This window comes from Sodalis sp. dw_96 (assembly GCF_018449575.1).
Lineage (GTDB): Bacteria > Pseudomonadota > Gammaproteobacteria > Enterobacterales > Enterobacteriaceae > Acerihabitans.
Window position 1 is genome coordinate 191,953 of record NZ_JAAVUT010000008.1, and the last position, 24,316, is coordinate 216,268.

23 protein-coding genes and 1 pseudogene are annotated in these 24,316 nt (G+C 56.9%); 18 read left to right on the plus strand and 6 right to left on the minus strand.

Translation table 11 applies throughout. The features are described from left to right. The first annotated feature begins 5 nt into the window (after positions 1 to 5). Genes HB631_RS14245 through HB631_RS14265 form a run of 5 tightly spaced genes read left to right on the plus strand, consistent with a single transcriptional unit; the run spans position 6 to position 3,535 of the window. The gene (locus HB631_RS14245; protein WP_213991824.1) at positions 6 to 965 is read left to right on the plus strand and encodes a complex I subunit 1 family protein; all 960 of its coding nucleotides are present in this window, start codon (positions 6 to 8) and stop codon (positions 963 to 965) included. A 10-nt stretch (positions 966 to 975) separates the two neighbouring features. Further along, positions 976 to 1,404, plus strand: coding sequence for an NADH-quinone oxidoreductase subunit NuoB (gene nuoB, locus HB631_RS14250; protein ID WP_213991825.1), 429 nt, complete (start codon positions 976 to 978; stop codon positions 1,402 to 1,404). Between the two features lie 9 nt (positions 1,405 to 1,413). Then, positions 1,414 to 1,929 carry a 4Fe-4S dicluster domain-containing protein gene (locus HB631_RS14255; protein ID WP_213991826.1) on the plus strand — a complete coding sequence of 172 codons (516 nt, stop codon included), beginning with the start codon at positions 1,414 to 1,416 and terminating at the stop codon, positions 1,927 to 1,929. Next, the gene (locus HB631_RS14260; RefSeq protein ID WP_213991827.1) at positions 1,926 to 2,456 is read left to right on the plus strand and encodes an NADH-quinone oxidoreductase subunit C; all 531 of its coding nucleotides are present in this window, start codon (positions 1,926 to 1,928) and stop codon (positions 2,454 to 2,456) included. Before HB631_RS14255 ends, HB631_RS14260 begins: the two co-directional genes overlap by 4 nt. Then, the gene (locus tag HB631_RS14265) at positions 2,453 to 3,535 is read left to right on the plus strand and encodes a nickel-dependent hydrogenase large subunit (protein WP_213991828.1); all 1,083 of its coding nucleotides are present in this window, start codon (positions 2,453 to 2,455) and stop codon (positions 3,533 to 3,535) included. Before HB631_RS14260 ends, HB631_RS14265 begins: the two co-directional genes overlap by 4 nt. A 112-nt stretch (positions 3,536 to 3,647) precedes the next feature. Here HB631_RS14265 and HB631_RS14270 read toward each other — a convergent pair whose 3' ends face one another. After that, positions 3,648 to 4,319 carry a Crp/Fnr family transcriptional regulator gene (locus tag HB631_RS14270; RefSeq protein WP_213991829.1) on the minus strand — a complete coding sequence of 224 codons (672 nt, stop codon included), beginning with the start codon at positions 4,317 to 4,319 and terminating at the stop codon, positions 3,648 to 3,650. Positions 4,320 to 4,904: 585 nt separating this feature from the next. Further along, positions 4,905 to 6,077, minus strand: a complete 1,173-nt coding sequence (locus HB631_RS14275; RefSeq protein ID WP_213991830.1) for an amidase — start codon at positions 6,075 to 6,077, stop codon at positions 4,905 to 4,907. Positions 6,078 to 6,737: 660 nt separating this feature from the next. Between HB631_RS14275 and HB631_RS14280 the strand changes: the two genes are divergently transcribed. From HB631_RS14280 to HB631_RS14305, 6 genes and pseudogenes are all read left to right on the plus strand, one after another. Further along, positions 6,738 to 7,529, plus strand: coding sequence for a pyrroline-5-carboxylate reductase (locus HB631_RS14280; RefSeq protein WP_213991831.1), 792 nt, complete (start codon positions 6,738 to 6,740; stop codon positions 7,527 to 7,529). Further along, positions 7,526 to 8,662 (plus strand): ABC transporter substrate-binding protein, encoded by a 1,137-nt coding sequence (locus HB631_RS14285; protein WP_213991832.1) that lies wholly within the window; start codon positions 7,526 to 7,528, stop codon positions 8,660 to 8,662. The genes HB631_RS14280 and HB631_RS14285 overlap by 4 nt, the downstream gene beginning before the upstream one ends. 220 nt (positions 8,663 to 8,882) lie before the next feature. After that, positions 8,883 to 9,797 carry a branched-chain amino acid ABC transporter permease gene (locus tag HB631_RS14290; RefSeq protein WP_213991833.1) on the plus strand — a complete coding sequence of 305 codons (915 nt, stop codon included), beginning with the start codon at positions 8,883 to 8,885 and terminating at the stop codon, positions 9,795 to 9,797. 18 nt (positions 9,798 to 9,815) lie between these two features. Beyond that, positions 9,816 to 10,760 carry a branched-chain amino acid ABC transporter permease gene (locus HB631_RS14295; RefSeq protein ID WP_213991834.1) on the plus strand — a complete coding sequence of 315 codons (945 nt, stop codon included), beginning with the start codon at positions 9,816 to 9,818 and terminating at the stop codon, positions 10,758 to 10,760. After that, complete coding sequence (locus HB631_RS14300) at positions 10,757 to 11,572, plus strand: ABC transporter ATP-binding protein (protein ID WP_213991835.1); 816 nt, start codon at positions 10,757 to 10,759, stop codon at positions 11,570 to 11,572. Before HB631_RS14295 ends, HB631_RS14300 begins: the two co-directional genes overlap by 4 nt. Continuing rightward, positions 11,569 to 12,267, plus strand: a pseudogene (locus HB631_RS14305) (ABC transporter ATP-binding protein); the annotation flags it as partial. The gene HB631_RS14300 and the pseudogene HB631_RS14305, both read left to right, overlap by 4 nt. 246 nt (positions 12,268 to 12,513) lie before the next feature. On the opposite strand, the gene HB631_RS14310 reads toward HB631_RS14305, so the two are convergent. Further along, positions 12,514 to 13,374: a VOC family protein gene (locus HB631_RS14310; protein WP_213991837.1), complete on the minus strand. Its 861-nt coding sequence runs from the start codon at positions 13,372 to 13,374 to the stop codon at positions 12,514 to 12,516. A gap of 507 nt (positions 13,375 to 13,881) precedes the next feature. On the opposite strand from HB631_RS14310, the gene HB631_RS14315 reads away from it, so the two are divergent. The 4 genes from HB631_RS14315 to HB631_RS14330 are packed head-to-tail and all read left to right on the plus strand — an operon-like array spanning position 13,882 to position 17,017. Then, positions 13,882 to 14,712 (plus strand): ABC transporter substrate-binding protein, encoded by an 831-nt coding sequence (locus HB631_RS14315; protein WP_213991838.1) that lies wholly within the window; start codon positions 13,882 to 13,884, stop codon positions 14,710 to 14,712. Between the two features lie 13 nt (positions 14,713 to 14,725). Beyond that, the gene (locus HB631_RS14320) at positions 14,726 to 15,547 is read left to right on the plus strand and encodes an amino acid ABC transporter ATP-binding protein (protein WP_213991839.1); all 822 of its coding nucleotides are present in this window, start codon (positions 14,726 to 14,728) and stop codon (positions 15,545 to 15,547) included. Next, the gene (locus HB631_RS14325) at positions 15,547 to 16,329 is read left to right on the plus strand and encodes an amino acid ABC transporter permease (RefSeq protein WP_213991840.1); all 783 of its coding nucleotides are present in this window, start codon (positions 15,547 to 15,549) and stop codon (positions 16,327 to 16,329) included. The genes HB631_RS14320 and HB631_RS14325 overlap by 1 nt, the downstream gene beginning before the upstream one ends. 4 nt (positions 16,330 to 16,333) lie before the next feature. Then, on the plus strand, positions 16,334 to 17,017 hold the full coding sequence (locus tag HB631_RS14330; protein WP_213991841.1) for an amino acid ABC transporter permease: 684 nt from the start codon (positions 16,334 to 16,336) through the stop codon (positions 17,015 to 17,017). 243 nt (positions 17,018 to 17,260) lie between these two features. On the opposite strand, the gene HB631_RS14335 is transcribed toward HB631_RS14330, so the two are convergent. Genes HB631_RS14335 through HB631_RS14345 form a run of 3 tightly spaced genes read right to left on the minus strand, consistent with a single transcriptional unit; the run spans position 17,261 to position 19,881 of the window. Next, positions 17,261 to 18,049, minus strand: a complete 789-nt coding sequence (locus tag HB631_RS14335) for an ABC transporter ATP-binding protein (RefSeq protein ID WP_213991842.1) — start codon at positions 18,047 to 18,049, stop codon at positions 17,261 to 17,263. Between the two features lie 40 nt (positions 18,050 to 18,089). Then, positions 18,090 to 18,863: an ABC transporter permease gene (locus HB631_RS14340; RefSeq protein WP_213991843.1), complete on the minus strand. Its 774-nt coding sequence runs from the start codon at positions 18,861 to 18,863 to the stop codon at positions 18,090 to 18,092. A 7-nt stretch (positions 18,864 to 18,870) separates the two neighbouring features. Beyond that, a complete protein-coding gene (locus HB631_RS14345; protein ID WP_213991844.1) occupies positions 18,871 to 19,881 on the minus strand; it encodes a glycine betaine ABC transporter substrate-binding protein in 1,011 nt (336 codons plus the stop codon). A gap of 586 nt (positions 19,882 to 20,467) precedes the next feature. Here HB631_RS14345 and HB631_RS14350 point away from each other — a divergent pair. Genes HB631_RS14350 through HB631_RS14360 form a run of 3 tightly spaced genes read left to right on the plus strand, consistent with a single transcriptional unit; the run spans position 20,468 to position 24,310 of the window. Beyond that, positions 20,468 to 21,736 (plus strand): M20 family metallopeptidase, encoded by a 1,269-nt coding sequence (locus HB631_RS14350; protein ID WP_213991845.1) that lies wholly within the window; start codon positions 20,468 to 20,470, stop codon positions 21,734 to 21,736. After that, the gene (locus HB631_RS14355) at positions 21,729 to 23,306 is read left to right on the plus strand and encodes an ABC transporter substrate-binding protein (RefSeq protein ID WP_213991846.1); all 1,578 of its coding nucleotides are present in this window, start codon (positions 21,729 to 21,731) and stop codon (positions 23,304 to 23,306) included. The genes HB631_RS14350 and HB631_RS14355 overlap by 8 nt, the downstream gene beginning before the upstream one ends. A 53-nt stretch (positions 23,307 to 23,359) precedes the next feature. After that, positions 23,360 to 24,310, plus strand: coding sequence for an ABC transporter permease (locus tag HB631_RS14360; protein ID WP_213991847.1), 951 nt, complete (start codon positions 23,360 to 23,362; stop codon positions 24,308 to 24,310). The last annotated feature ends 6 nt before the right edge of the window (positions 24,311 to 24,316 follow it).

Genomic DNA, 24,316 nt, shown 5'->3' on the forward strand with positions numbered 1-24,316 from the left:
TTATCATGTGGGATTTCAGCACAGTGTTTGCCCCTTTGGTTATATTCCCCCTGGGACTGGGGGCGCTGCTGTTCGGTCTGTTGCTCAAAGGCGTGGATCGCATCGTCGCCGCCCGTCTGCAGCGGCGGGTCGGCCCGCCGCTGCTCCAGCCATTTTTCGACATCATTAAATTAATGCGCAAAGAGACCATGGTGCCGGAAGGGGCCCCCCGCGTTTTGTTCCTGGCCTTGCCTGCGGCGGGCGCCGGCAGCATGCTGCTGGCCGCCGCACTGATCCCCATAGCCGGGGTCTATCATCCCGCCGCCATGCTGGGGGATTTATTGGTGCTGCTCTACCTGCTCACTATTCCCGCCGTGGTATTGATGCTGGCGGGTTCGTCGTCGGGATCGGTTTATGGCGCCATCGGCTTTTCACGGGAAATGGCGCTGGTGCTGGCCTATGAAGGTCCGCTGCTGCTGGTGCTGGCCAGCGTCGCCATGAAAACCGGCATGGCCCAAGGGGGCTGGGTGACGTTTTCCCTGCCGGAGATTGTGCGCTATCAGCAGCAGCACGGCGCCTTTTTGCTGGATCCCTGGATGTGGCCGGCGGTGGCGACCTATTTACTGTTTTTCCCCGCCAATCTCGGCATTCCGCCGTTTGATATCCCCGAAGCGGAATCGGAGGTGCTGGAGGGGCCGTTATTGGAGTACTCGGGTCCCGCGCTGGCGCTGTTCAGCATGATGTCGGCCCTGAAAACCGTGGTGGTGATAGGTCTCGGCATCACGCTGTTTTTCCCCACCGGGCCGGCGGGCATCGCCGGCGTGGCGGTGTTCATGCTGAAGTGCCTGGTGCTGTTTATCCTGGGGAAAACCCTGTTGCGCACCGCCGTGGGAAGAATGCGTATCGATCAGGCGTTTCTTTTTTATCTGAAATGGCCCGAATTACTCGGTGTGATAAGCCTCGTCACCGTCATTGTCCGGGCATAGGGAAAAAGTTATGGGTTTTTTAACCGCTATCGCCAAACGTTCGCCCTGGCTCTACCGCATCAACGCCGGTTCGTGCAACGGCTGCGATGTGGAATTGGCCACCACCGCCCTTATACCGCGCTATGACGTGGAGCGACTGGGGTGCCAGTACTGCGGCAGTCCGAAACACGCGGATATTGTACTGATTACCGGTCCCCTGACCCTGCGGGTAAAGGACCGGGTATTGCGGGTCTTCCAGGAGATCCCCGATCCGAAAGTGACGGTGGCCATCGGCATCTGCCCCATTTCGGGCGGGGTATTTCGGGATAGCTATGCCATTGCCGGGCCGGTGGATAATTATCTGCCGGTGGATGTGAACGTTCCCGGCTGCCCGCCACGGCCCCAGGCCATCATTGAAGGCATTGCCATGGCCATCGACATTTGGCAGCGCCGCCTGTAGGAAAGCACCATGAACTTTATCAGGATCCTGTTTCGTAATCTGCTCAAGGGCCCGTCCACCGACCCGTTCCCCTTCGGCGAGACCTTTACCCCCAAGGGGCTGCGCGGCCGCATTGACTTTGATCAATCGAAATGTTCCGGCTGCCGGATGTGTGAACACGTCTGCGCCGGCGGCGCCATCCGTTTCGATGACAGCCCGGAGGGCCTGCAATTCACCCTCTGGCATAACAGCTGCACGTTTTGCGGCCTGTGTGAGCATTACTGTATCCCGCGGGCCATCCATCTGACGGAGGACTGGCACCTGGCGCACAAGCAGGAGGACAAATACCGAATGATTGAGCAAGGCACCGTAGCCTACCGGGCCTGCGCCTCCTGCGGCGGGCGCTTTATTCCCCCCAGCGCGACGCTGCTGGAGAAAGTCTATGGCGGCGGCTCCGACGCCCTGGTGGAATTGAGCCGGCTTTGTCCCGACTGCCGCCGCAGCCGGTCCGCCGCCCGTCTGAATGTTCCTGGAGCAGGACTATGATTGAGAAAATTAAACGCATCCAGTCCCTGTTTACCGAGACCCTGGACGCCCCCTTTACCTATGCTATCCATGTCAATGTCAAAGGGGTGGTTACCGCCTGGTGCACCCTGTCGTCGCCGGCGCTGCTGCTGCCCGCCGTCACGGTGGTTAAACAGGCGGGCAGTCGGCTGAGCACCATTACCGCCTACCAGCACACCCGCCAGGAGGCGTCGGACGTCCATGAGATTGCCTACCACTTTGATATCGATGGCGACACCCTGACCCTGACGGTTCACCTGCCGGAAGGCGAGCGGGACATTGCCTCCATTACCCCGCTGTTTCGCAACGCCAACTGGAACGAAAGGGAGTTTATGGAGCTGTACGACCTGAACGTGGTGGGACATCCCAACCCGACCCGGTTATTCATTGATGACGATATCGATCCGGCCGTGCTGCAAAAATTCATTCCGTTTTCCGACATGGTCAACGCCGCCAGCACCAAGTCCCTGTGGGAAAAAATCATGAGTCAACGGGGAGAGAAAAAATGACCCGATATCAGGTACCGGTGGGCCCGCTGCATGTGGCGCTGGAAGAACCTATGTACTTCAAGCTCGACCTGGAAGGGGAAACCATCAAGGGGCTGCATATCTCCGCCGGGCATGTGCACCGGGGAGTGGAATATCTGGTGATGAAACGTAACTTTTATCAGAATATCACCCTCACCGAACGTATCTGTTCGTTATGCTCCAACAGCCATCCCACCACCTTTTGCATGGCGCTGGAGGATATCGCCGGGGTGGAGGTGCCGGAACGGGGCCAGTATTTGCGGATGATTGCCGACGAGATTAAACGGGTGGCGTCGAACCTGTTTAATGTCGGCATCATGGCCCATATCATCGGTTTTACGTCGCTGTTTATGCACGTGCTGGAAACCCGCGAAATCGTGCAGGACATCAAGGAAACCCTCTACGGCAACCGGATGGATCTCGGCGCCAACTGCATCGGCGGGGTAAAGTACAATCTGGACAGCGAACGTATCGCCTACCTGCTGAGCCGGCTTGATGAAGTGCAGCCGGCGGTGGAAGAGATCCGCGGCATTTACGCCACCAATCATTCGATCCTGACCCGCACCCGCGGCGTGGGTGTGCTGCCAAGGGAAGACGCGCTGGAATTCGGCCTGATCGGGCCGGTGGCGCGTGGCTCAGGCGTCGCTTACGACGTGCGCAAGAACTCACCCTACGCCATGTACGATCGGCTGGATTTCGCCATTCAGACCCAGCCGGACGGCGACGTCTGGTCCCGCGCCATGGTCCGTCTGGACGAAGTGCGCATGGCGCTGTCCCTTATCCGCCAATGTCTGGCCAAGTTGCCTGACGGCCCCATCGCCATCAGCGGCATGCCGGATATCCCGGCAGGCGAAGCCATTGCCAAAACCGAAGCGCCGCGCGGGGAATTGATTTATTATCTGCGCACCAACGGTACCGATATGCCCGAACGCATGAAATGGCGGGTTCCCAGCTACCCTAACTGGGATGCGCTGCATGTGATGATGCAGGACAATACCATTTCCGATGTGGCGCTTATCGTTAACAGCATCGATCCCTGCATCTCCTGCACCGAGCGCTGATCTCTTTCCCCGGCGGGGGTCGCCACGGGCCCCATTGCCGCGGTCTCCCTTTAACACGCGAACGCATTGGCCTTATGCAGACCTACAACGCTTGAAGATACGAGTACCGTTGTCATTTCTTGTATACGGACAGCCTTGATGCCAAAGCCTCAATATCAGTGATAATAAATTTATTTTTTACAGTTCGACATAAATCCCCTTCCTTTATTAACATATTAAATAAAGATGAAGTGGTTTGCCGGGTCGCGCCAATGATCAAGGAAATATCTTCCATGGTTAAATCACATTCGAATTCAATACCGGACGGCGTACATACGCCCCGTTCACGCCCTAATGAAACAATAAACGCCGTTAGGCGTGATTTAGCGTCATGAAAAATTAACCCTTCAATAACATCCCAGGAGCTTCCCAATACTTCGCCCAATATACCGGTCATTAATAACGATATTTCGGGATGTTCTACAAGCTGTTGGCGAAAAGACTGGGCGGTGGATAATAATATTACGGCGTCTTTCGCCGCTTCGATAAACGCCCGGGTATGGGTGCTGAAAATGTCTCCTTCCTCAAGAAAGCACAGGGTGAATTCCCGCCCCTCGTAAGAGAGGAATACCCGCAAACGGCCGGAGGAGACGATCAGCACGTCGTTGCCGGCAGCGCCGGGCATGCTGATCATGTTCCCTTTTTGAAAGCTCTTGCTGCGAAAGTTATCTAAAAAACCGTCAAATTGCGGTCCCTTTAGCAATTCAGTCAAATTTTGACTCGAGAGCCGCATTTTAGACCGCATTTTTTGCTCCTTTATTTTGGCCAAGACCTGAATAACGTATAATGGCTTTGATCAATATCAAATTTTATCATTGCCGCATTTAAATAACGCTAAAATACACCGAAAAAATGACATTACAGGATAACGGAATATAAATCAGTACATTCTAGAATACGGTCGTTTTATTATAGCGAGTTTAAAAAAAATGTTTGCGCGGCGGGTCATGGATCTGATGGGGGAATACAAACAAAACGGCTCATTTTTGCGTTGTCGTCAGGGATTAAGTTAGCTCAAGTATAGCCGCTTATTTCTATCAACCGTTCTATTTGGCGCTTCCGGCGGGAGTGGCTGAATATAATACCTATTTTCCGCGCTACAAAAAATATCAGTCCGCTGGACAGACATTCGGCAGGGTTTTCCTTTAACACGTTCGCAGCACGTTCGGTGGTCGCGGGCCTACCATGCCAAGGGGCGCTCGGGCGGGCGGTAAAACCACGCCCGCTTCGACCCCTTCGGCATGCTCTCCCTTTAGCACGTTTGCTGCACGTTCGGCGATCGCGGGTCCACCGCGCGCCATGAGGCATTTGCGGAGGAAATCGGCCGGTATTAGCTCGTGGCGATGCGTGCCGCCAGCCGCACCAGGCTGAGATCGCTGCCGCGGGGTCCCAGCAGTGAAATACCCAGCGGCGCGCCGTCCTTGTGCGCCAGCGGCAGCGTCACCTGAGGGGTGCCGCAAATAACCGCAATCGCCAGCAACTGCTGTGACAAGCGGCGGGTCAGCTCGACTTCCTCCTCGCCGGCGGTCACCAGGGGCGCGATATCCGGCAAGGTGGGCAGCACCAGCACCTGATTGCCCAGCAGCTTGTGCCAGGCGTCGCGCAAAACGTCCCGCGCCCCGCAGGCTCGGCGGTACTGATCCTCGGTTATGGTGGCGGCCCAGGCAAAACGCGCCGCCACATCGGGACCCAGGGCAAAGCCGTATCGGCTGATATTCTCACCTTGGGCCCGCCAGGCTTCATAACCCTGGATATGACGAAAAGCCCAGTAGGTCTCGGCTTGGTCCGGCAGCGCGCCGTTTAAAAGGGCCGGTGCTCCGACGCTTGCGGCAATACGTTCCAGGGCCGGTTGCAACGCCTGCCTGACCGGTCCGGAAAGCAGGGAGAATAGCTCCTCGCTCACCGTAAGCGAGGGCTCCGCCGACAGCGGAGCCGGATCCTCTCCCAGCAGGCATTGCCCCACCCGCTCAAACAGCGGAGCGTCGCGGGTGAAATAGCCGGCGGTGTCCATGCTGCGGCTTAATTCCTGGCAGCCTTCCAGAGAGACGCGTCCATGGCCGGGACGCAGGCCGAACAAACCGCAATAGCTTGCGGGAGTCCTTACCGAACCACCGGTATCGGTACCCAGGGCGAAGTCGCACAGACCGTTGGATACCGCCGACGCCGAGCCGGAAGAGGAACCGCCGGGGATCCGGTCCGGCGCGGCGCCATTGCGCGGCGTGCCGTAATGAATGCTTTTACCCGTCAAGGAATAGGCCAGTTCATTGGTATGGGTTTTACCGATCAATTCGGCGCCGGCATCCAATAGATGCTGCACCACGGACGCGGTGCGGGTTTTGATACCGGACATGGCCAGGATATGCGGGCTGCCGCCGCCCGTGGGATAACCGGCCACATCAAACAGATCCTTGACGGCAAAGGTAAAACCGGCCAGCGGCCCTGTGGGCGCATGGGGAACCTCCGCCGGGGGGTAAGGCATAAAAGCAAAGGCGTTATCCTGCATTGTTGCTCCTGTCGTTACGCTGACCGGTGCGGTACTGATGAGCCCGCCCGGTAATGGCTCTGCAAAGAAGATTGGGATTGATATGACGGCAAGGGCGCGTCCTCCATTATCAGCATCATAAGCGATCATCGTATTTTATCACATCATAAATTAACCTGATTTTTGCAAAAACATCATCTAATAGCTGGATATTTAACAAACGCCATAAATAATTATTATATTAGCCTCTGTATTAACATCTCACCAAAAAAAATAGCATACGCATTTCCTATGATTAATTAAATCATGGCCATTAATAAATCTGGAATAAGGCCAATTATCCGATAATTTTTGTTAAATAATAGTTGTTTATAATGACATTCGTAACTCATTATTGTTTTAAAACAGCATATTATAAAAAAAATTTATTCTAATCTTGGGCTAACAACGTTAATAGCAATGCTTAGCGAAAATAGTCTGTTAGCCGAATCCCGAGTTTGATCTTTAATGGATGCGCTAATACCGGCAACCAGACCCTAAATAATTCAAATTGCAGGAAGGCGGCGACGCAGTGAGTCCCCAGGAGCTTACTCAAGTAAGTGACTGGGGTGAGCTAGGAAAGCCAACGCGCCTGCAACTTGAAGTATCACGGGTATACAATCGTTTTTATCAGAGGGTGACATGGCCAGGATTCATTTTATCGGTGCGGGACAAATGGCTGAGGCTATTATTCGTGCGGCAATCAGCCACGGCGCATTTACCGGCGGAGAGATAACCCTATCGGATATTGATCCCCAGCGCATCACGCGGCTCACCGGAAAATACCGCGTAACGGAAAGCACGACGCTGGCTGACGCCGCGCTTATCGTTATTGCCGTTCGTCCCCAGGATGATATCAACGCCGTCACGGAAAACATCCGCCGGCAGGCCGCGCCGCAGGCCATTGTGATATCCATCGTGGCGGGAGTGACCTTGCAGCGCCTCGCCGCGTTGCTGGGACCGGAACGCCCCATCGTGCGCGTGATCCCCAATACCCTTACCGACACCGGCTACGGTTACAGCGGCGTTACCCTCAATGGGCATGTGCTCGCCTCCCAAGTAGAACCGTTTTTACAGAGTTTCGGCAAAATCCTCTATTTGCCGGAATCCCTTATCGATGTGTTTACCGGTTTTGGCGTCGCCGGTCCCAATTACGTTTATTACTTTGTGGAATCCCTCACCGATGCGGGCGTATTGGCCGGTTTGCCGCGGGCGCAGGCCACGGAAGTGGTGCTGGAAAATCTGGTGGGTGCCGCCGCGATGCTGAAACACAGCGGCCTGCATCCGCGCCAGCTGCTGGATATCAATAACTCGCCGGCGGGCGTGGGTATGCACGGTCTGTATGAACTTAATAACAGTGATTTCGCCGCCGGGTTGCAGCGCAGCGTATTGGCTTCGGTGAAACGCACCATTCAATTAGGAACTGAAAAATGAACAATCCATGGTTTCAGGGCGGCCGGGCCGCACTGCTGGTGTTGGCTCTCTCTTCCGGCTGGGCCGCCGCCGCCGATAAAGTCGTGTCCATCGGCTATCAAGCGCCGCTGACCGGCGAATATGCTCAGTACGGTACATTATTCCGCAATTCCGCCAACCAGGCGGTGGCGGAATTTAACCAATCGCACCGCCTGCCCGGCGTGAAGGTTGAGGTGAAATTCGAGGACAGTAAAGGCGATGCCAAGGAAGGGGTCAATATCGCCCGCAAATTCTCCGACGATCGGTCCATTGTCGGCGTGATAGGCGATTTCAGCTCCACGGTGTCCATTGCCGCCGGCAAGGTCTATGCCGAAACCCATGTGCCGCAGCTTTCGCAAACCGCGTCCCATCCAGATTTCGTGAAAATCAGTCCTTGGCAGTTCCGTAATATTACCACCATGGCCTATGAAGGACCCTACACCGCCAACTGGGTGCATGATACCGGCGCCAAGCGCGCCGCCATCGTCGCTATCCAGAACGACTGGGGCCAGTCCGCCGCGCAGGAATTCGCCCGCGGTTTTACCGCCGACGGCGGCCAAGTGGTCACTACCGAGTTTTTCAACCCCGGCACCCGGGATTTTCGCGCCATTATTACCAAGATTGCCCGTCAAAAGCCCGATGTGATCTATCTTGCGCAATTTTATGAAGACGGTGCGGCGTTTTTACAGCAGATCCGGCAGCTAGGGGTGAAAGCGCCGCTGTTCGGCGCCAGCTCGCTGGACGAACAGAAGCTGATCCAATTGGCCGGCCCGGCGGCCGAGGGGCTGCGTCTGCCCACCTCCTTCGATCTGAACAGCCAGGTGCCGAACGTCAAACATTATGTGGAACAGTACCGCGCCCTGTATCACACCGAACCGAACCAGTTCGCGGCGCAAGCCTATGACGCCACCAATATCCTGCTGGACGCCATCGTTAAGGGCGGCGGCGCCGACGCCACCCGCCAGAGCGTGCGCGACGCCCTGGCAACCACCAAGGATTTCCCCGGGGTAACCGGTATCACCACCTTTGACCCGGTGACCCGCGAACCCACCAAGACCCAGACCCGGCTGGTGGTGCAGAACGGTCAGTTCGTGCCGGTAGCCACCAAAGCCTGACCGGTCGGCCCGGAGCGGTGGTGTGGCGCCGGGCCTGGATTTCCTGAGTGGGTTCCAGAGTTGGCTTCAAGAGCCGGCTCCAAAATTGGCTTCAGGAGCTGGTTCCAAAATTGGCTTCGGGAGCTGGTTCCAAAATTGGCTTCGGGAGCTGGTTCCAAAGTTGGCTTCGAGAGTTTGCTTCAAAAATGTGCTTAGAGGGTTTGCTTCGAGGGTTTGCGGTATGTTTGACGCTTTTTTCTTCCAGCAGGTGGTTAACGGCTTGTCCCAGGGATTGGTCTATGCCCTGATGGCCATCGGGTTTACGCTGATTTTTGGCGTGCTGAACGTGGTGAACTTCGCCCACGGCGAACTGTACATGCTGGGGGCGTTCGCCGGTTTACTGGTTATCCAGGCTTTTGCCCCGCCGCTGATAGCGGTATTGCTGCTGGTGGTGGCGGTGGGACTGGTGAGCGGCGTGCTGCTGGAGCGCATCGCCTTCCGGCCGCTGCGACGGTTCGCCGACGAAGCTTCGCTGAAATCAAAGGCCATCCGTGAGGCTACCCTGCTCTCATCCCTGGCGATTTCCATCGTGGTGCGGGAACTGGTCTCCAACCTGTTCGGTTCCAATATGCAAACCATCCCGCAGCAATATCTGCTGATGACCCCGATTACCCTGGGTCCGCTGACCTTCGCCAGCGGGCAGTTCGTGATCTTCGGTTTTGCCCTGGCCATGCTGCTGGCGCTGCAATGGTTTCTGTTTTATACCCGCAGCGGCTTATCGGTGCGGGCGGTGGCCAGCAATCTCACCGGCGCGCTGCATGTGGGCATTGATATCCAGCGCACCATTGTCCTGACCTTTATGCTCGGCGCGGCGCTGGGCGCGGTATCCGGTTTCCTGGTGGGCCTCTACACCGGCAATATTTTTCCGGCCATGGGTTTCGGCGCCGGCATCAAGGCGTTTGTCGCCATGGTGATGGGGGGGCTGAACTCCATTCCCGGCGCGATTATCTGCGCCCTGATCCTCGGTCTGAGCGAAGCCATAGCCACCGAATATATTCCCCAGGGCTGGGCGGATCTGATCAGCTATGGACTGCTGTTATTAACGCTGCTGTTCTTCCCCAACGGCATCTTCGGAGGCCGGCGTGAACGGGTTTAAGACGAGGCGGAGGCGAACATGAACGTTTTCACTAAATATAGCTACCTGCTGTTACTGCTGCCCTTGCCGGTGCTGGCCTATGCCGATTCGGGTTATGCCTGGCGGGTCGCCACCACCGCGCTGATTTTTATCCTGTTGGCCGCCAGCGCCAATCTACTGACCGGCGTCAGCGGACTGATGTCCCTGGGGCACGGCGCGATTTACGGCTTGGGAGCCTATGCCAGCGCCCTGCTGAGCGCCAAGTGCGGGTTTGGAGTGTGGTTAGCGCTTCCGCTGGCCGGCGTGGCGGCATCGCTGATTGGTTTTCTGGTCACCCTGCCCACCCTGCGTTTGGTGAGCATCTATTTCGCCGTCGCCACGCTCGGCATCGGCGAAATCATTTATGTCACGCTGCTGAACTGGGTGGATTTGACCCGAGGTCCGATGGGCATTACCGATATTCCCACCCTGGGGGGCAGCGGACAGGCCGGCATCTTTTGGGAAACCCTGGCCATCACCCTGGTGTGTCTCTATCTGATCCACCGGGTCATGCACTCTTATTATGGCAACGCCCTGCGCGCCTTGAGGGAGGACGATCAATGCATCCAGGCTCTGGGGCTGTCGCCGTTTCGCCTGAAAGGCCAGGTGCTGCTGGTGAGTTATTTTTTCGCCGGCATCGCCGGCGCGCTTTGGGCCCACACTACCGGCTACATTGCGCCGGATTCGTTTAAATTCGATCAATCGGTACTGATCCTGGCCATGGTGGTGGTGGGCGGGCTCGGCAGTTTACCGGGGGCCATCGTCGGCGCCATTTTATTGATCACCCTGCCCGAGGTGCTGCGCCCCATCGGCGATTACCGAATGTTCACCGTCGGGCTTATCCTGTTTCTCACCATCTTGTTCCGGCCGAAAGGGCTATGGACCGAAGCGGCGGCGCTGAAACTGGTGCGCGGCTGGTGGGGATTGCGGGAGGGGTGGAAATGAACGGGCAACGGTTGAATGTTGTTGCGTCCGCGGGACATGGGCAGTTCCCGACGGAACCCCTGCTGAGCCTGGAAGGCGTCGGCCGCCGTTTCGGCGGTCTGGTGGCGGTGGAAGATGTCAGTTTCACTCTGGCGTCCGGCGAGCTGGTGGGCCTTATCGGCCCCAACGGCGCGGGTAAAACCACCCTGTTTAATCTGATAACCGGCTTTACGCCCCCCAGCAGCGGAGAGATCCGCTGGCGCCAAAAGATCATTACCGGCGCGGCGGTGCACCGCATCGCCCGACTGGGCATTACCCGCACCTTTCAAAATCTGCGGGTATTCCCCAACCTGACGGTGTTTGATAATGTCAGCGTCGGCGCCATCGGCCGTTACCGTTATGGCCTGCTGGATACCTTATTGCACCGCGCCGCCAGGGCCAAACAGGTGGGCGAGGCCACCTGGCGGGCACTGGATCAAACCGGGTTGCTGCCCTATGCCAATGAGCTGGCGGCCAACCTCTCTTACGGCAAACGCAAGTATCTGGAAATTGCCCGCGCGCTGGCATTCGATCCGCAACTGCTGATCCTGGACGAACCGGCGGCGGGCCTCAACGATACCGAAACCGGTGAGCTGTCGGCATTCCTGAACCGGTTAAACCGCCAGGGCCTGACATTGCTGCTGGTGGAACACGATCTCAACCTGGTGATGAATCTCTGCCAGCGGGTATTGGTACTGGCGTCGGGCCGGTTGCTGGCACAGGGCACACCGGCGGAAATTCTGGCTAACCCGGCGGTGCAGGATGTCTATCTGGGGAGTGAAGAGGCGGCATGAGTCTATTAGAAATAGAACACCTGGCGGTGAAATTGGGCGGGTTAACCATCGTGCAGGACATCTCGCTGCAGGTGGATAAAGGAGAGATTGTCTGCGTATTGGGCGCCAACGGCGTCGGCAAAACCACATTGATGCGTACCCTGTCGGGAATTTATCATCCGTCGGCAGGCACGATAATGCTGGACGGCCACCCGATCCACCGTCTGCCGGCCCACGCCATTGTCCGGCTCGGCCTGGCTCAGGCGCCGGAAGGACGACAGATTTTTCCCACCATGACGGTGGAGGAAAACCTGATCCTCGGCGGCATACAGCAGGGCAAAAAATCCAGCGAGCGGGACCGGGTGTTGTCCATATTTCCGTTATTGAAAGATCGGTTGAAACAAAAAGCCGGCTCGCTTTCCGGCGGTGAACAGCAGATGCTGTGTATCGGCCGGGCGCTGATGGGCCGTCCGCGCATCCTGCTGTTGGATGAACCCTCCCTGGGCCTGGCCCCCCGCCTGGTGCGGCAGATTTTTGATTTGTTGCAACAGATACGCCGCCAGGGCATCGCCATCTTGCTGGTGGAACAAAACGCCCGCGCCGCGCTGAAAATTTCCGATCGGGCCTATGTGGTGGAGGGCGGACGCATATCCCTGAACGGTACCGCCGCCGAACTTGCCGGCGACGGGCGCGTTCGTCGTGCCTATTTGGGCGAACGGCGGGGAGAGGCTTCCACCGCCGCCGATATCCCTGAAGGTGAGTCACAAAAGCGTGGGATATCCGCATAAGCGCTTCCGGCGGGTAGCGGCATAAATCCACCGCAGCCGTCAAACAGCGCCATCGGCTCTTCCCGAGAGGGACGGTGACGCCGCCTCAGCCGGCCGGCGGTCCCGGGGGATTTTACCTTCGCCCGTCCACCCGAAAGCAGACGCAGGCCGGCTTGCAGCAGACCGGCCGGAAAATTATATTTCCCGAAAAGCAAGCGCAACATTAAACGCCTCCCCGGCGGCAATAAACAGCCGCCGCCGTTCTCCATCGGCCCGGAAAGCCAGTTTGGCCCGCCGGAAATAGCGTTCGGTTTGCCCCAGCGACGGCACGGCGAACTCCAGCGCCACCATCCGTTCGGCGCCGTTATCCCCGCGAGCCGCCGGACCGTAAATTTCCCGCGCCCGGACGGGATTGACAAACGACAGGGTGGTTTTCCCGGCGGATAACCGGTATCCCCCCGCGCCATCGGATTGAAGCGGGGCGTTCCCGTCGAATAGCCGGCCATACAAATCGGCGATGGTAAACGGATCCTGAGCGGCGATCACCACGCCGATGATATCCGTCACGCCGTTGGGATGCGCCTGCCAGGGCGCCTGCCACACCAGTTCAGGGGTTAAATGCTGGCAAAAGAAGCTGCGGCCGTTATTGATGCGTTCCGGCGCCAGGCGTACGGTGCGAAACCGCGCCTCTCCTTCGCTTTCGTCCGGCAACGTCACCGGGCGATAAAAGTATTCCGGCCCGGAGCCGGCCAACCCCACCCGCTGCAAATGCCGGTAGATCTCATCGGCATCCGCGCCGCCGGTTTTCCAGACCAGCCCGCTTAAGCCGGGCTGCGCCGGCCAGCCCTTGCCTTGCTTTCCGGTATATCCTCCCTTGTGACCGAGCAATTCCAGGTAATTTTCGCCAAAAATCGCCAGATGGTTGCTGGTGCCAAGGGAATGGTATCCACGCGGCGTCAGTTGAAAGCCAAGGCTTTGGTAAATCTGCGCCGCGTTATCCAAATCATCCGCGACATTTATCACAACATGGTCCACTACCGGCGTTAATACGCTCATTTCCCGTCCCGCTAAAACATCATCGTGATCCAATTCTACGGCGCGGGCCACCAAACCAAAGGAACGATTTCAGGATTAGTCCGCACAAAACGCGCTTAATCATCCATTAACTTTTACATGCCATTTCGCAAAATAAATTAAACACTATCTAAACAATCAAAATAATTATCAATCTCGATTGATATAATTAAAATATAGATATTCAAATCACATCTTATATATTCCTTCTTTTAACGGGAAAATCGCGGCAGGCTATTTCCCGCCACAATGCTTTTATTTTCGTGCTGTTATCTATTTCACGCCTATTATTTCAGCGGTAAAACGCGGCCATCCCAGCGCAATAAACCGGTCATAAGTTTTACTTATGCTTAGCGGTGATAAAGATATGCTTTTTTATACGTGGTGTATTAAGAGACGCTGTGTAATATTCCCCTCCTAAAAGCCGGCCTCAGCCAATAACCCACTGACCCAGCTCATTTATTCAGCAAATATCTCAAGGAAAACCTCATGGCATCTACTGCTGTTAATCGTCAATCCGCATTGGCGTTGCTCACCCTGTTGGCCCTGGGTGGTGTCTCTTCGTTTGCCGCCCATGCCGATCAGCTGGCCGATATTAAAAAAGCCGGCGTTATCCGGGTCGCGACCTTTGATTCCAACCCGCCGTTCGGCTCGGTTGATGCCAAAACCCATAATATCGTCGGTTATGATGTGGATTTCGCCAACGCCCTGGCCAAAGCCCTCGGCGTGAAGGTGCAATTGGTGCCCACCAATCCCGCCAACCGTATTCCGTTATTGCAGTCCGGCAAGGCCGACATTATCGTGGCGGATATCACCATTACGCCGGAACGGGCCAAGGTCATTGATTTTTCCATTCCTTATTTTGTCACCGGCCAGCAATTCCTGGTTCCGGCCGCGTCCCCGGACAAGCTGAACGATTATGCCAACGCCCGTATCGGCGCGGTGAAAGGCACCACCGGCGAACAGGAACTGCATAACCGCTTCCCCAACGCCCGCGTGCTTTCTTATGACGATATTCCCCTGGCGCTGTCGGCATTGCGCAGCGGCAATGTCCAGGCCATTACCCAGGACAGCACTATCCTGACCGGCCTGCTGGACGGCGCGCCGGATAAAGCCAAATACAAAGTGCTGCCGGAGCTGCTGAGCAAAGAAGAGATAGGCGTCGGGGTGAAGAAAGGAGAAACCACCTTACTGACCTTCGTCAATAACGAACTGCTCAAGCTGGAAGCCAACGGACAGGCGGTATCGATTTACAACACCTGGTTCGGCCCGCAAACCAAATCACCGCAGCCGCGCTTGTTCAAAATCACCGCGAAATAAACAGGCTGGATTCATGCCATTTCCGCAACCCATCTCTTCCGCCGCCAATGCGGCGGTAATTCCCGCTCCGCACTCCGCCGCGGTGGAATTTCGCCGCGTGGATAAATATTTCGGATCCCAACAAGTCATTCATAACGTGGATTTCAGCGTGGCCAGCGGCGAGGTGGTGGCTATTTGCGGGCCTTCGGGTTCGGGAAAGTCAACCCTGATACGTCTGATTAACCAGTTGGAAACCCTGAGCGGCGGCGAAATCCTCATCGACGGACAGCCCACCTCCGGCCTGAGAGGGCAAGCATTACGCCGGCTACGCACCCATATCGGATTCGTATTTCAACAATTTAATCTTTATGCCCATCTCAGCGCGCTGGAAAACGTCAGTCTGGCGTTAACCAAGGTTCACGGCTGGCCCAAAGACAAAGCACGGCAAAAAGCCGCGCTGCTGCTGACCCGGGTGGGTTTGGCCGACAAGGCCGGGCATTATCCCGCCCAGCTGTCCGGCGGCCAGCAGCAGCGGGTGGCCATCGCCCGCGCGCTGGTTACCGATCCCAGCCTTATCCTGTTTGACGAACCCACTTCGGCGCTGGACCCGGAAATGATCGGCGAAGTGTTGCAGGTCATGCAGGAGCTGGCACACAGCGGCATCACCATGATAGTGGTGACCCATGAAATGAGCTTTGCACGGGAAATAGCCGATCGGGTGGTGTTTATGGACGGCGGCGCCATCCTGGAGCAGGCCTCCCCGGAACGCTTTTTTACCGCGCCGCAGCATCCGCGGGCGCAGCGCTTTTTGCAAAAGGTGTTGAATCCGCTGCATGCCCGCGTGGAGGATGTCTGATGAGCTGGCATGTGGATTGGGCCGGCGTACTGAGCGGCCAGCCGCTGACCTGGCTCATTTCCGGTTTTCTCACCACCCTGTATGTCACCCTGGCGGGCGGTATCCTGGCGACGATGATGACCTTGCTGATGCTGGCGCTGCGTCTGGCGCCGGGCCGGCTCGGCCGCGGCCTGGTGGCGGCGTATGTGTCGATATTCCGCAATACGCCGCTGCTGGTGCAACTGCTGTTCTGGTATTTTGCCGCCTGGGGTGCGTTGCCGCAGGGGTGGCGGTTTTATATCGGCGATATGCATCCCTGGGCGGTGTTGCCGATGAATATCCCCTGGCTGACGCCGGAATTTCTCTGCGCGACCTGGGGCCTGGCGCTGTTCACCGCGGCCTTTCTCATAGAAGAGGTACAGGCCGGGCTGAATTCGGTGCCGGTTGGACAAGCGGAGGCGGCGATATCACAGGGTTTCAGCCAGTGGCAGATATTGGCTTACGTGCTGTTGCCTCAGGGGCTGGTTAACGCATGGCAGCCGCTTATCGGTCAGTATCTGAATTTGATGAAGCTTTCTTCCCTGGCCAGCGCCATCGGTTTTGCCGAGCTCACCTATCAAATCAGCCAAATCGAGAGTTACAACGCCCATGCGCTGGAAGGCTTTGCCGTGGGTACCGGACTTTATCTTCTGCTGGGCATCGTCATGGGTTCGCTAATGCTGTGGCTGGGCCCGAAACGACGAGATAAACAGCATCCGGCGCCCTTGTCCCTCTCGGCTCTGGATAACCCGGGAAAGGATTGACGGAATGACCTTTAATGTGGATGTGATTGAAAATAATCTGACCTATCTGCTGTGGGGCCGTTTGGCCGACGGTCAGCCGGGTGGCGTGCTGCTGACGCTTATCATGGCGCTGTGCGCCGGGGTGCTGGCGTGGGCGGGAGGGGTAACCCTGGCCTGCGTGGCCTGGCGGTACAAGGGCTGGACCCGACGGATATTGTTTATCTGGGCCGAATTTATCCGCGGCATTCCGCTGATCTTTGTTATCTTCTGGATGTTTTTCCTGCTGCCCATTGTGTTCGGCGGTTCCATACCCGGTCCGCTGACGGTAATACTGGCCCTGGCATGGTTTACCTCGGCGGCGGTGATGCATACCACCCTGGCCGGCCTAAACGCCCTGGCGGCGGGGCAAACGGAAGCGGGCATTTCGTCGGGTTTCAGTGAATGGCGCATCCTGCGGTTTATCCTGCTGCCCCAGGCCATGCCCCACCTGATGCCGTCCTATATCGGCCTGATGGTGGCCCTGATCAAGGATACCTCGCTGGCGTTTATCGTTAATGTGCCGGAGCTCACCACCGTCGCCGGACAGGTGAATAACCGGGAGCAGATTTATCCCACCGAAATATTCGTGTTTGTCGGCGTCATCTATTATCTGCTCTGCTACGGCCTGTCTCAGCTGGCCTCCAGGCTGGGCGCGGCCAAAACCGTCTAGCTGTGGAAAGCCGGCCTCCCTTGGCTACTCAACATGGCTATCATGACTAATAGCCGTCATAAAGTTTATTGATAAAGCGCCCGGTCGGGGCAGGATGCCAGATCGTAAACACGCTGTGAATCCATCCATGGAGGCTCGATCCGCGCCGTCCTGGCGCGGACGGTTTACTCTTCTAGCATCCTGCCCCGCCCTATTGACTTCGATTACATTTGTCAGCTGTCTGCCATGATGGCTATATAAACATTACCCATTGGCCAACTGCGTGCGCCGCGCTTCAGTGCGCACCCGATGCAATATCCGCCCCTTGATCTCGCTGTAGCCGGGCGCCTGGGCCAGGGTCTCGATATCCCGTTCAGGACCGAATGGCGGCTTGACCTCCTCAACGATTTTGCCCGGCCGCGCCGACATAATCAGGATCCGGTCGGCCAGGAACAGTGCTTCCTCCACGTCATGGGTGACGAACAAAATGGTGGTGCCCGTCTGTCGCCAGGCGGTGCGCAGCAGTTCCTGCATCATCATGCGGGTCTGCGCATCCAGGGCGCCGAACGGTTCATCCAACAGCAATACCGCCGGATCCGGCAGCCAGGCCCGCGCCATGGCTACCCGCTGCTTCATCCCTCCCGAGAGCTGCCAGGGGGCATGGCGTTCAAATCCCTCCAGCCCCACCCGCTTTAACCAGGTCAAGGCGCGCTTATCGGCCTCGGTCTTACTCTGCCCCTGCATCCGCAGGCCGAAGGTGACATTATCCAGCACCGAGAGCCAGGGGAAAAGGTTGGGCTGTTGAAAGATCATGCCCCGGCTGGGATGCGGCCCGCTGAACGTCAGTCCATCGCACAGGATCCGGCCTTGTTGCGTGGGAGTGAAACCGGCAATCATATTCAGGATGGTGGACTTACCGCACCCCGACGGCCCCAGCAGCACCACGAACTCCCCCCGATCCAGGGATAACGAGACATCCTCCAGCACGGTAAGCTGCCGGTTTTTTTCCGTAAAGCGCAGGGTGACATGCGCAACATCGATATACGCGGTCATACGTCTTTCCCCGCCTGGTGCTTCAGCCGTTTAAATCGGTTCATGCGTCTTTCCCCGCCCAAGGCACCAGCCATTTCTGCAGCCCCACCAGCAATAAGTCCAATAAATAGCCGATAATCCCCAGCAGCAGGATGCCGAGCATGACGATATCGGTACGCAGGTAGGCGCTGGCGTTAATCACCATCCAGCCGAGGCCGGAGGTGGCCGCCACCATCTCGGCGGCAATCAGCGACGTCCAGCCGACGCCGATGGACAGCCGCACGGCGGTAAACAGCTCCGGCAGGGTATCGGGCAGCACCACCCGCCAGAAGATCTGCTGGCGCGACGCCCCCAGCGTTTGCGCCACCCGAATACGCGTCCTGCCGACCCGGGCCACGGCGGCGGTGGCCCCCACCACCACGCTGAGAAAGGTGGCGATGAAAATCAGAAAAAATTTGGACGATTCGCCAATCCCCAGCCAGACCACCGCCAGCGGGATCAGGGCGATTTTCGGCAGCGGCCGCAAAAATTGCACGAACGGATTCAGTATGGCGGCCACCGGCTCGGACAATCCCATCAGTAGGCCCAGCGGCACCCCCACCGCGACGGCGGCGATAAACGCGCTGAGCGCCCGTGCCAGGCTGACCGCCACATGCTGCCAGAGCGGCACCTGGCGATAGCCGTCATGGAGCAGCTCTATCGTGGTTTCGCCGATATCGGACAAGGGCGGCAGTAATAAAGGGTCGATCCAGTGGCGCTGTCCGGCCACTTGCCAGAGCAGGAAAAACACCGCCACCGAGGTCACGCTTATGGCAACATGGTGAACAGTTTTCATAAACCGGTCACTTTTCCGCCGCCTGCCGCGCAAAACGGGAATCTATGGCCTCTTTCCAACTGGCCGGAATATCCCGCTGCCTGACATCGCCGGTAGTTTCCAGGAAGTGCGCGGTTTTGTTTACCGCCTGGCCGATGCCGCTGTTATCGGTATTTTCGCCGTTACCCAGCCAGGCGGCGGTGCCCTGCTCCGCCAGAGACGGATACGTCAGCCCGGCCAGGGTATTGGTGGCGGTGGAAACCGGCGCGCCGACCTCTTTCGCTACAATGGCGGCGGCCCGCTCCGGATCGCGACGAAACTCATCCACTTTTTGCTGATGAACCTTGAGGAAATTGGTCACCACTGCCGGATATTGCTGAGCGAACGCCTTGCGAACGACATAGTTGTTGTAAATCAGATAGCCGTCCTTTTGCAGATCACGGGTAGCGAAAACCTGATGGCCGCCGTCGGCTTCCAGCTGTTGGGCAAACGGCGCCCAGACATAACCGGCGTCGATATCGCCGCGTTGCCAGGCCGCCACCATGTCCGCCGGCCGCAGGGGAATCAGGGTAATTTTGGACCGGTCCAGCTTATGTACGGCTATGGCCGCCTCCAGCGCGTATTGGGAAGTGGAGTTAGGGGGATAAGCCACTCGCTTTCCTTCGATATCTTTCAACTGGTTGATACCGTTCTTGCCGATCAAACGTTCATAGGTGGAAATCACACCGGACACGCCGACAATCTCGATGGGTAATTTGCGCACGATACCGGCCACCGCCGGGCTGGAACCGAAATTGGCGATATCGATGGCGTTGCTGGCGAAATAATTCAGCGCATCGGCGCCGGTGGCGAATTGAACCCATTTAACTTTTGTGCCCAACGTTTTTTCCAGCGTGCCGTCGGCCTTGGCTAATAACAGCACCTGGGAACCGCCGCTATAGGCGACTCTCACCTCATCCGGTACCGCCGCGCCATAGGCGGCCGACAATGATATCAGCAAACTTCCCGCGCCCAGTAACAGGCTTAACGTTTTACGCATAATGACCCTTGTTTAATACCGGCAAATCTTTGCCGCGTTAGTGTTATTAAAGGCGCTCAGTATAAGGGAGAGAAATACGCTTCTTTAGCAAAAATATGGATGTCATAAGTGATTTTTCGTCATTGCCATTTTTCGATTATAAAATAGACATAAAATGCCTAAAATAATGACAGGAAGGTGCTTATTGGTGCGTTGCCATGCCCACTAATAGGTGATTAAATACACAAAAAATATATAATTATATGATAATTAAGGTATTTATATTTTAATATTAATTATAACAAAAAAATTGTCACTGATAGCAAAGCAAAAAGACTCTCCATTATTCAGCCGGCGAAAAGGCGAAAAAAAGCCTCCCGTCAAGGAACTGCCATAGGCTGATAATCAACTTAGAATATGCGTTTTTTGCATTTTAAACCCCCATCCCTTTTAGTGTATGGTTCTGACCATACTCTCGGAATGAGGGATATCCAGACTATTCCGCCGGACAAAGATGAAACGTATTTGGCGCCGGAAACAATTTTTATCTCTCACCGCCAATTGCTATATACCCTAAACAATTCGGTTTGCAATAATGAGGCTGAAGATGACCACCGACAACAACCTTGCATTGATAGATGATTCCATAGAACACCATCGGCAACATTATATCGCCGTCAGCCAGGATATTCATGGGCATCCGGAAACCGGCAATAATGAATATCATGCCAATACAGTGCTGACGGAGCTGTTAAAACAGGCTGATTTTGAGGTCACTTCCAATGTGGCCGGTCATGAAACCGCTTTTTACGCGGTGAAAGATAGCGGACGGCCCGGACCGACCATCGCCTATCTGGCGGAATATGACGCCCTGATCGAAATCGGCCATGCCTGCGGGCATAATATCATCGGCGTGACCAGTGTCGCCGCCGCCATTGCCCTGGCAGAAACCCTGCCCCATACCGGTGGGAAAGTGGTGGTATTGGGTACCCCGGCGGAAGAAGGCGGTTTGAAAGGCCCTGGCGGACTGAACGGTAACGTCAAGGCCCGCTTTGTGGAACATGGCTTCTTACGCGGTGTCGACGCGGCGCTGATGATTCACCCCGCCGGGCGCACCCGGTTATCCGGGCCGTCGCTGGCCAATAATCACCTGTACTTCCATTTTTACGGCAAACCTTCCCATGCCGGCAGTGCGCCCCATCTGGGTATCAATGCCCTGGATGCCGTGGTATTGCTGTATAACGGCATCAGCGCTCTGCGCCAGCAGTTGCCCGACGGTGTGCGGGTTCACGGGATTATCACCAACGGCGGCCAGGCGCCGAATGTGATCCCGGAGTACGCCTCGGCGCATTATTATATTCGCGCCGATACCCGCGATGAGGTCATTGCGCTGGAACCCCGCATCCGAGCCATAGCGGAAGGCGCCGCGCTGGCCACCGGCGCCCGGCTGGAAATTGAGCACCAGGTCGGTCCGCGAGATTTTAATATCAACCACGCGTTGAACGGCCTGCTGCTGGACCTGTTGACCGCCCATGGGGAGCAGGTGGATTTAAGCCCCAAAGAAGGCAAAGGGTCCACCGATGCCGGTGATATCAGCCACGCGGTGCCCACTGCCCATCCCTATATCAAAATCGGTCCGGATTCCCTGATAGGCCATACGGTGGAATTTCGCGAAGCCGCCAATTCCGAGCAGGGCTACCGGGCGCTGGTCACCGGCGCCCGGGTGCTGGCCAAAGCCGGCTATCGCTTGTTAACCGACGGACCGCTGCTCCGACAGGTTCAGCGTGAATTCACCGGCGGGCGGTCCGAAGCGGGTTCCGGCCATACAGCCGACACGGCGGGTTTGCTCAATACCTCGGAGTCGTTTAATGAATAGACCGCCGTTCATCGCCGCCGCGCTGCTGCTGTGCCTGCTGGGACCGTTGGCCGGCGGCGCGGCCAGGGCGGCGGCGGAGCAGATCGATCGCAATGCCACCCTGAATATCGCTTACGGAAACCGGCCGGGAACCCTTGATCCCTATCTCACCACCAATAACGCCACCTCGGATGTGGATCGCCATATTTTTGAAGAGCTGTTCACCATCAACGATAAGTTCGAGCCGGTGCCGGAATTGGCGGAGAGCTACCACATCAGCGGGGATAAACTGACCTATACCTTCATTTTACGCAAAGGACTGGTTTTTCATAACGGCCAGCCCCTCACCGCCGATGATGTTGTGGCGTCGATGAATCGCTGGCTGGCGGTATCGACTCAGGGCAAAGCCAATTTACCCGGGGCACGGTTCGATAAGCTTGATGCCGATACCGTTACCCTGACACTGAAAACGCCGTCGCTGATTACGCTGAATATTCTGGCGGACGTGAAAAACATCGCGGCCATCATGCCGGCCGGCATTATCCACCAGGCCGAGAGCGATAAACAGCCGGTAACAGAGCTTATCGGCACCGGTCCTTATCGCCTGGCGGAGTTTAAACAGGGGGAATACCTCCATCTCACCCGGTTCGATGGTTATACCCCGCGGCAGGAACCGGCCAGCGGATTATCCGGCAAGAAAAACGCCTATGTGAAAGATATCTATTTCCGCTATATCACCGATGAATCCACCCGGCTGGCCGGCGCCTTGACCGGCGAATACGATCTGGTATTCAATCTGCCGAAAGATAATATCGACACCCTGAAACAGGCGCCGGGCATTCATCTGTACGCCCCGGCGTCAGGCGGTTCGTTAATCACCTATCTGTTTAACAAACAAACCGGTCCGTTCGCCGATATCAAATTGCGCCAGGCCTTTAATCTGGCATTGGATGTCAACAGCGTCCTGGTGGCCGGCTACAGCGACCCGCGATTCTTCAGCGCCGACTCCTCTTTGGGATTCCCGCAGCAGGTGGATTGGTACAGCGAGGCGGGAAAACCGTTTTATAACCAGCACAAGCTGGACGAAGCCAGGAAATGGGTGAAAGAGTCCGGTTATCACGGCCAGGAAGTGGTGATTATCGCCACCAAGGAGTATGCGGAGCTCTATAATCTGGCGATTGTCGCCCAGCAGGTGTTAAAGCAGATCGGCATAAAATCCCGCCTGGACGTTTACGATTGGCCCACCGTATTGCAGCGGCGCCAGGATCCGAAGAATTTTGATCTGTGCGCCCTGGAGTTCTCCATGCGCCAGGTATTGCATCAATACCCGTTTCTCGATTCCCGCGCACATTTCCCCGGCTGGTCTAACAGTCCGGACATCGACGGCGTATTGGACCAGATTAAACAGGCCCCGTCGCTGAAAGCCGCCAGGCCGTTGATTGACAAGCTGCATGTCCTGACCTGGCAATATCTGCCGGTGATAGTGCTTGGACATACCCAACCGGACATTATCGCCGTCAAAAACAGCGTACAGGGGTATGACGATCTGATCGGCCCGATATTGTGGAACGTGAAGGTCAACAAGCAATAACCCGGGCAAACACCGGTCCGGCAATCAAGCGGCCTGGTTTATGAGGATGCTCAATGGCTTGGTATACGTTGCACCGCCTTTTGGCGCTTATTCCAGTGCTACTGGTGGTGGCGGTGGTGGTGTTTTGCCTGGTGCATTTGACGCCGGGGGATCCGGCGCTGGTGATCCTGGGGGATAACGCCTCCCCGGCAGACCTGTTGGCTCTGCGTCAACAGCTGGGACTGAATCAACCGTTACCGGAACAGTTCTGGCACTGGTTTTCCCAGGTGCTGCGGGGAAATCTGGGACACTCGCTGTTTTTAGGGGACAGCGTGTTTTCACTGTTTACCCAGCATCTCAAACCTACCCTGGCCCTGGCCGTGCTGGCGCAAAGCATTGCCATGGCGCTGGGTATTTCCGGCGGCATCCTTGCCGCCTACAGGCGCGGCCGCTGGGCCGACCGCATTATTATGGCCCTGGCCACGTTCGGCTTGTCGATCCCGGGTTTTTTGTTGGGGTTGTTTTTGATTTTCTTTTTCGCCGTGCATCTGCGCTGGTTCCCGGTGATCGGTTACAAATCCGACAGCGCCGGTCTGTGGCAGAATCTGTATTATCTGCTGTTGCCGGCGCTGGCCCTGGCCATCAGAATCGCCGCCCTGCTGGCGCGCATGACGCGCACGGTGATGCTGGAAGTGCTCAACGAGCATTACATCAAAACCGCCCGCGCCAAAGGCCTGTCCGAATGGACGGTGTTGTGGCGCCACGGCTTCAAAAACGCGCTGATTCCGGTACTGAATATCTGCGGCGAGTCGTTCGGCTCGCTGGTCACCGGGGCGATTGTCATTGAAAGCGTGTTCGGCATCCCGGGGATTGGATTATTGATCGTGGATTCCATCGAGCGCCGGGACTTGACCGTGATACAGGGATCGGTGCTGCTGATCACCGTCAGTTATGTCCTGATCAACCTGATTGTCGACCTGTCCTTTGGTTTTATCGACCCGCGTATCAACGTCGGCAGGCGATAGGGAGCG

What these genes read in the sequence shown, in the direction of transcription:
- HB631_RS14285 (WP_213991832.1), top strand. Translation starts at nt 7,526, where the DNA reads ATGAACAATCCATGGTTTCAGGGCGGCCGGGCCGCACTGCTGGTGTTG.
- HB631_RS14345 (WP_213991844.1), bottom strand. Translation starts at nt 19,881, where the DNA reads ATGCGTAAAACGTTAAGCCTGTTACTGGGCGCGGGAAGTTTGCTGATA.
- HB631_RS14265 (WP_213991828.1), top strand. Translation starts at nt 2,453, where the DNA reads ATGACCCGATATCAGGTACCGGTGGGCCCGCTGCATGTGGCGCTGGAA.
- HB631_RS14280 (WP_213991831.1), top strand. Translation starts at nt 6,738, where the DNA reads ATGGCCAGGATTCATTTTATCGGTGCGGGACAAATGGCTGAGGCTATT.
- HB631_RS14360 (WP_213991847.1), top strand. Translation starts at nt 23,360, where the DNA reads ATGGCTTGGTATACGTTGCACCGCCTTTTGGCGCTTATTCCAGTGCTA.
- HB631_RS14255 (WP_213991826.1), top strand. Translation starts at nt 1,414, where the DNA reads ATGAACTTTATCAGGATCCTGTTTCGTAATCTGCTCAAGGGCCCGTCC.
- HB631_RS14330 (WP_213991841.1), top strand. Translation starts at nt 16,334, where the DNA reads ATGACCTTTAATGTGGATGTGATTGAAAATAATCTGACCTATCTGCTG.
- HB631_RS14270 (WP_213991829.1), bottom strand. Translation starts at nt 4,319, where the DNA reads ATGCGGTCTAAAATGCGGCTCTCGAGTCAAAATTTGACTGAATTGCTA.
- nuoB (WP_213991825.1), top strand. Translation starts at nt 976, where the DNA reads ATGGGTTTTTTAACCGCTATCGCCAAACGTTCGCCCTGGCTCTACCGC.
- HB631_RS14295 (WP_213991834.1), top strand. Translation starts at nt 9,816, where the DNA reads ATGAACGTTTTCACTAAATATAGCTACCTGCTGTTACTGCTGCCCTTG.
- HB631_RS14290 (WP_213991833.1), top strand. Translation starts at nt 8,883, where the DNA reads ATGTTTGACGCTTTTTTCTTCCAGCAGGTGGTTAACGGCTTGTCCCAG.
- HB631_RS14300 (WP_213991835.1), top strand. Translation starts at nt 10,757, where the DNA reads ATGAACGGGCAACGGTTGAATGTTGTTGCGTCCGCGGGACATGGGCAG.
- HB631_RS14350 (WP_213991845.1), top strand. Translation starts at nt 20,468, where the DNA reads ATGACCACCGACAACAACCTTGCATTGATAGATGATTCCATAGAACAC.
- HB631_RS14310 (WP_213991837.1), bottom strand. Translation starts at nt 13,374, where the DNA reads ATGAGCGTATTAACGCCGGTAGTGGACCATGTTGTGATAAATGTCGCG.
- HB631_RS14340 (WP_213991843.1), bottom strand. Translation starts at nt 18,863, where the DNA reads ATGAAAACTGTTCACCATGTTGCCATAAGCGTGACCTCGGTGGCGGTG.
- HB631_RS14325 (WP_213991840.1), top strand. Translation starts at nt 15,547, where the DNA reads ATGAGCTGGCATGTGGATTGGGCCGGCGTACTGAGCGGCCAGCCGCTG.
- HB631_RS14275 (WP_213991830.1), bottom strand. Translation starts at nt 6,077, where the DNA reads ATGCAGGATAACGCCTTTGCTTTTATGCCTTACCCCCCGGCGGAGGTT.
- HB631_RS14335 (WP_213991842.1), bottom strand. Translation starts at nt 18,049, where the DNA reads ATGACCGCGTATATCGATGTTGCGCATGTCACCCTGCGCTTTACGGAA.
- HB631_RS14260 (WP_213991827.1), top strand. Translation starts at nt 1,926, where the DNA reads ATGATTGAGAAAATTAAACGCATCCAGTCCCTGTTTACCGAGACCCTG.
- HB631_RS14320 (WP_213991839.1), top strand. Translation starts at nt 14,726, where the DNA reads ATGCCATTTCCGCAACCCATCTCTTCCGCCGCCAATGCGGCGGTAATT.
- HB631_RS14245 (WP_213991824.1), top strand. Translation starts at nt 6, where the DNA reads ATGTGGGATTTCAGCACAGTGTTTGCCCCTTTGGTTATATTCCCCCTG.
- HB631_RS14315 (WP_213991838.1), top strand. Translation starts at nt 13,882, where the DNA reads ATGGCATCTACTGCTGTTAATCGTCAATCCGCATTGGCGTTGCTCACC.
- HB631_RS14355 (WP_213991846.1), top strand. Translation starts at nt 21,729, where the DNA reads ATGAATAGACCGCCGTTCATCGCCGCCGCGCTGCTGCTGTGCCTGCTG.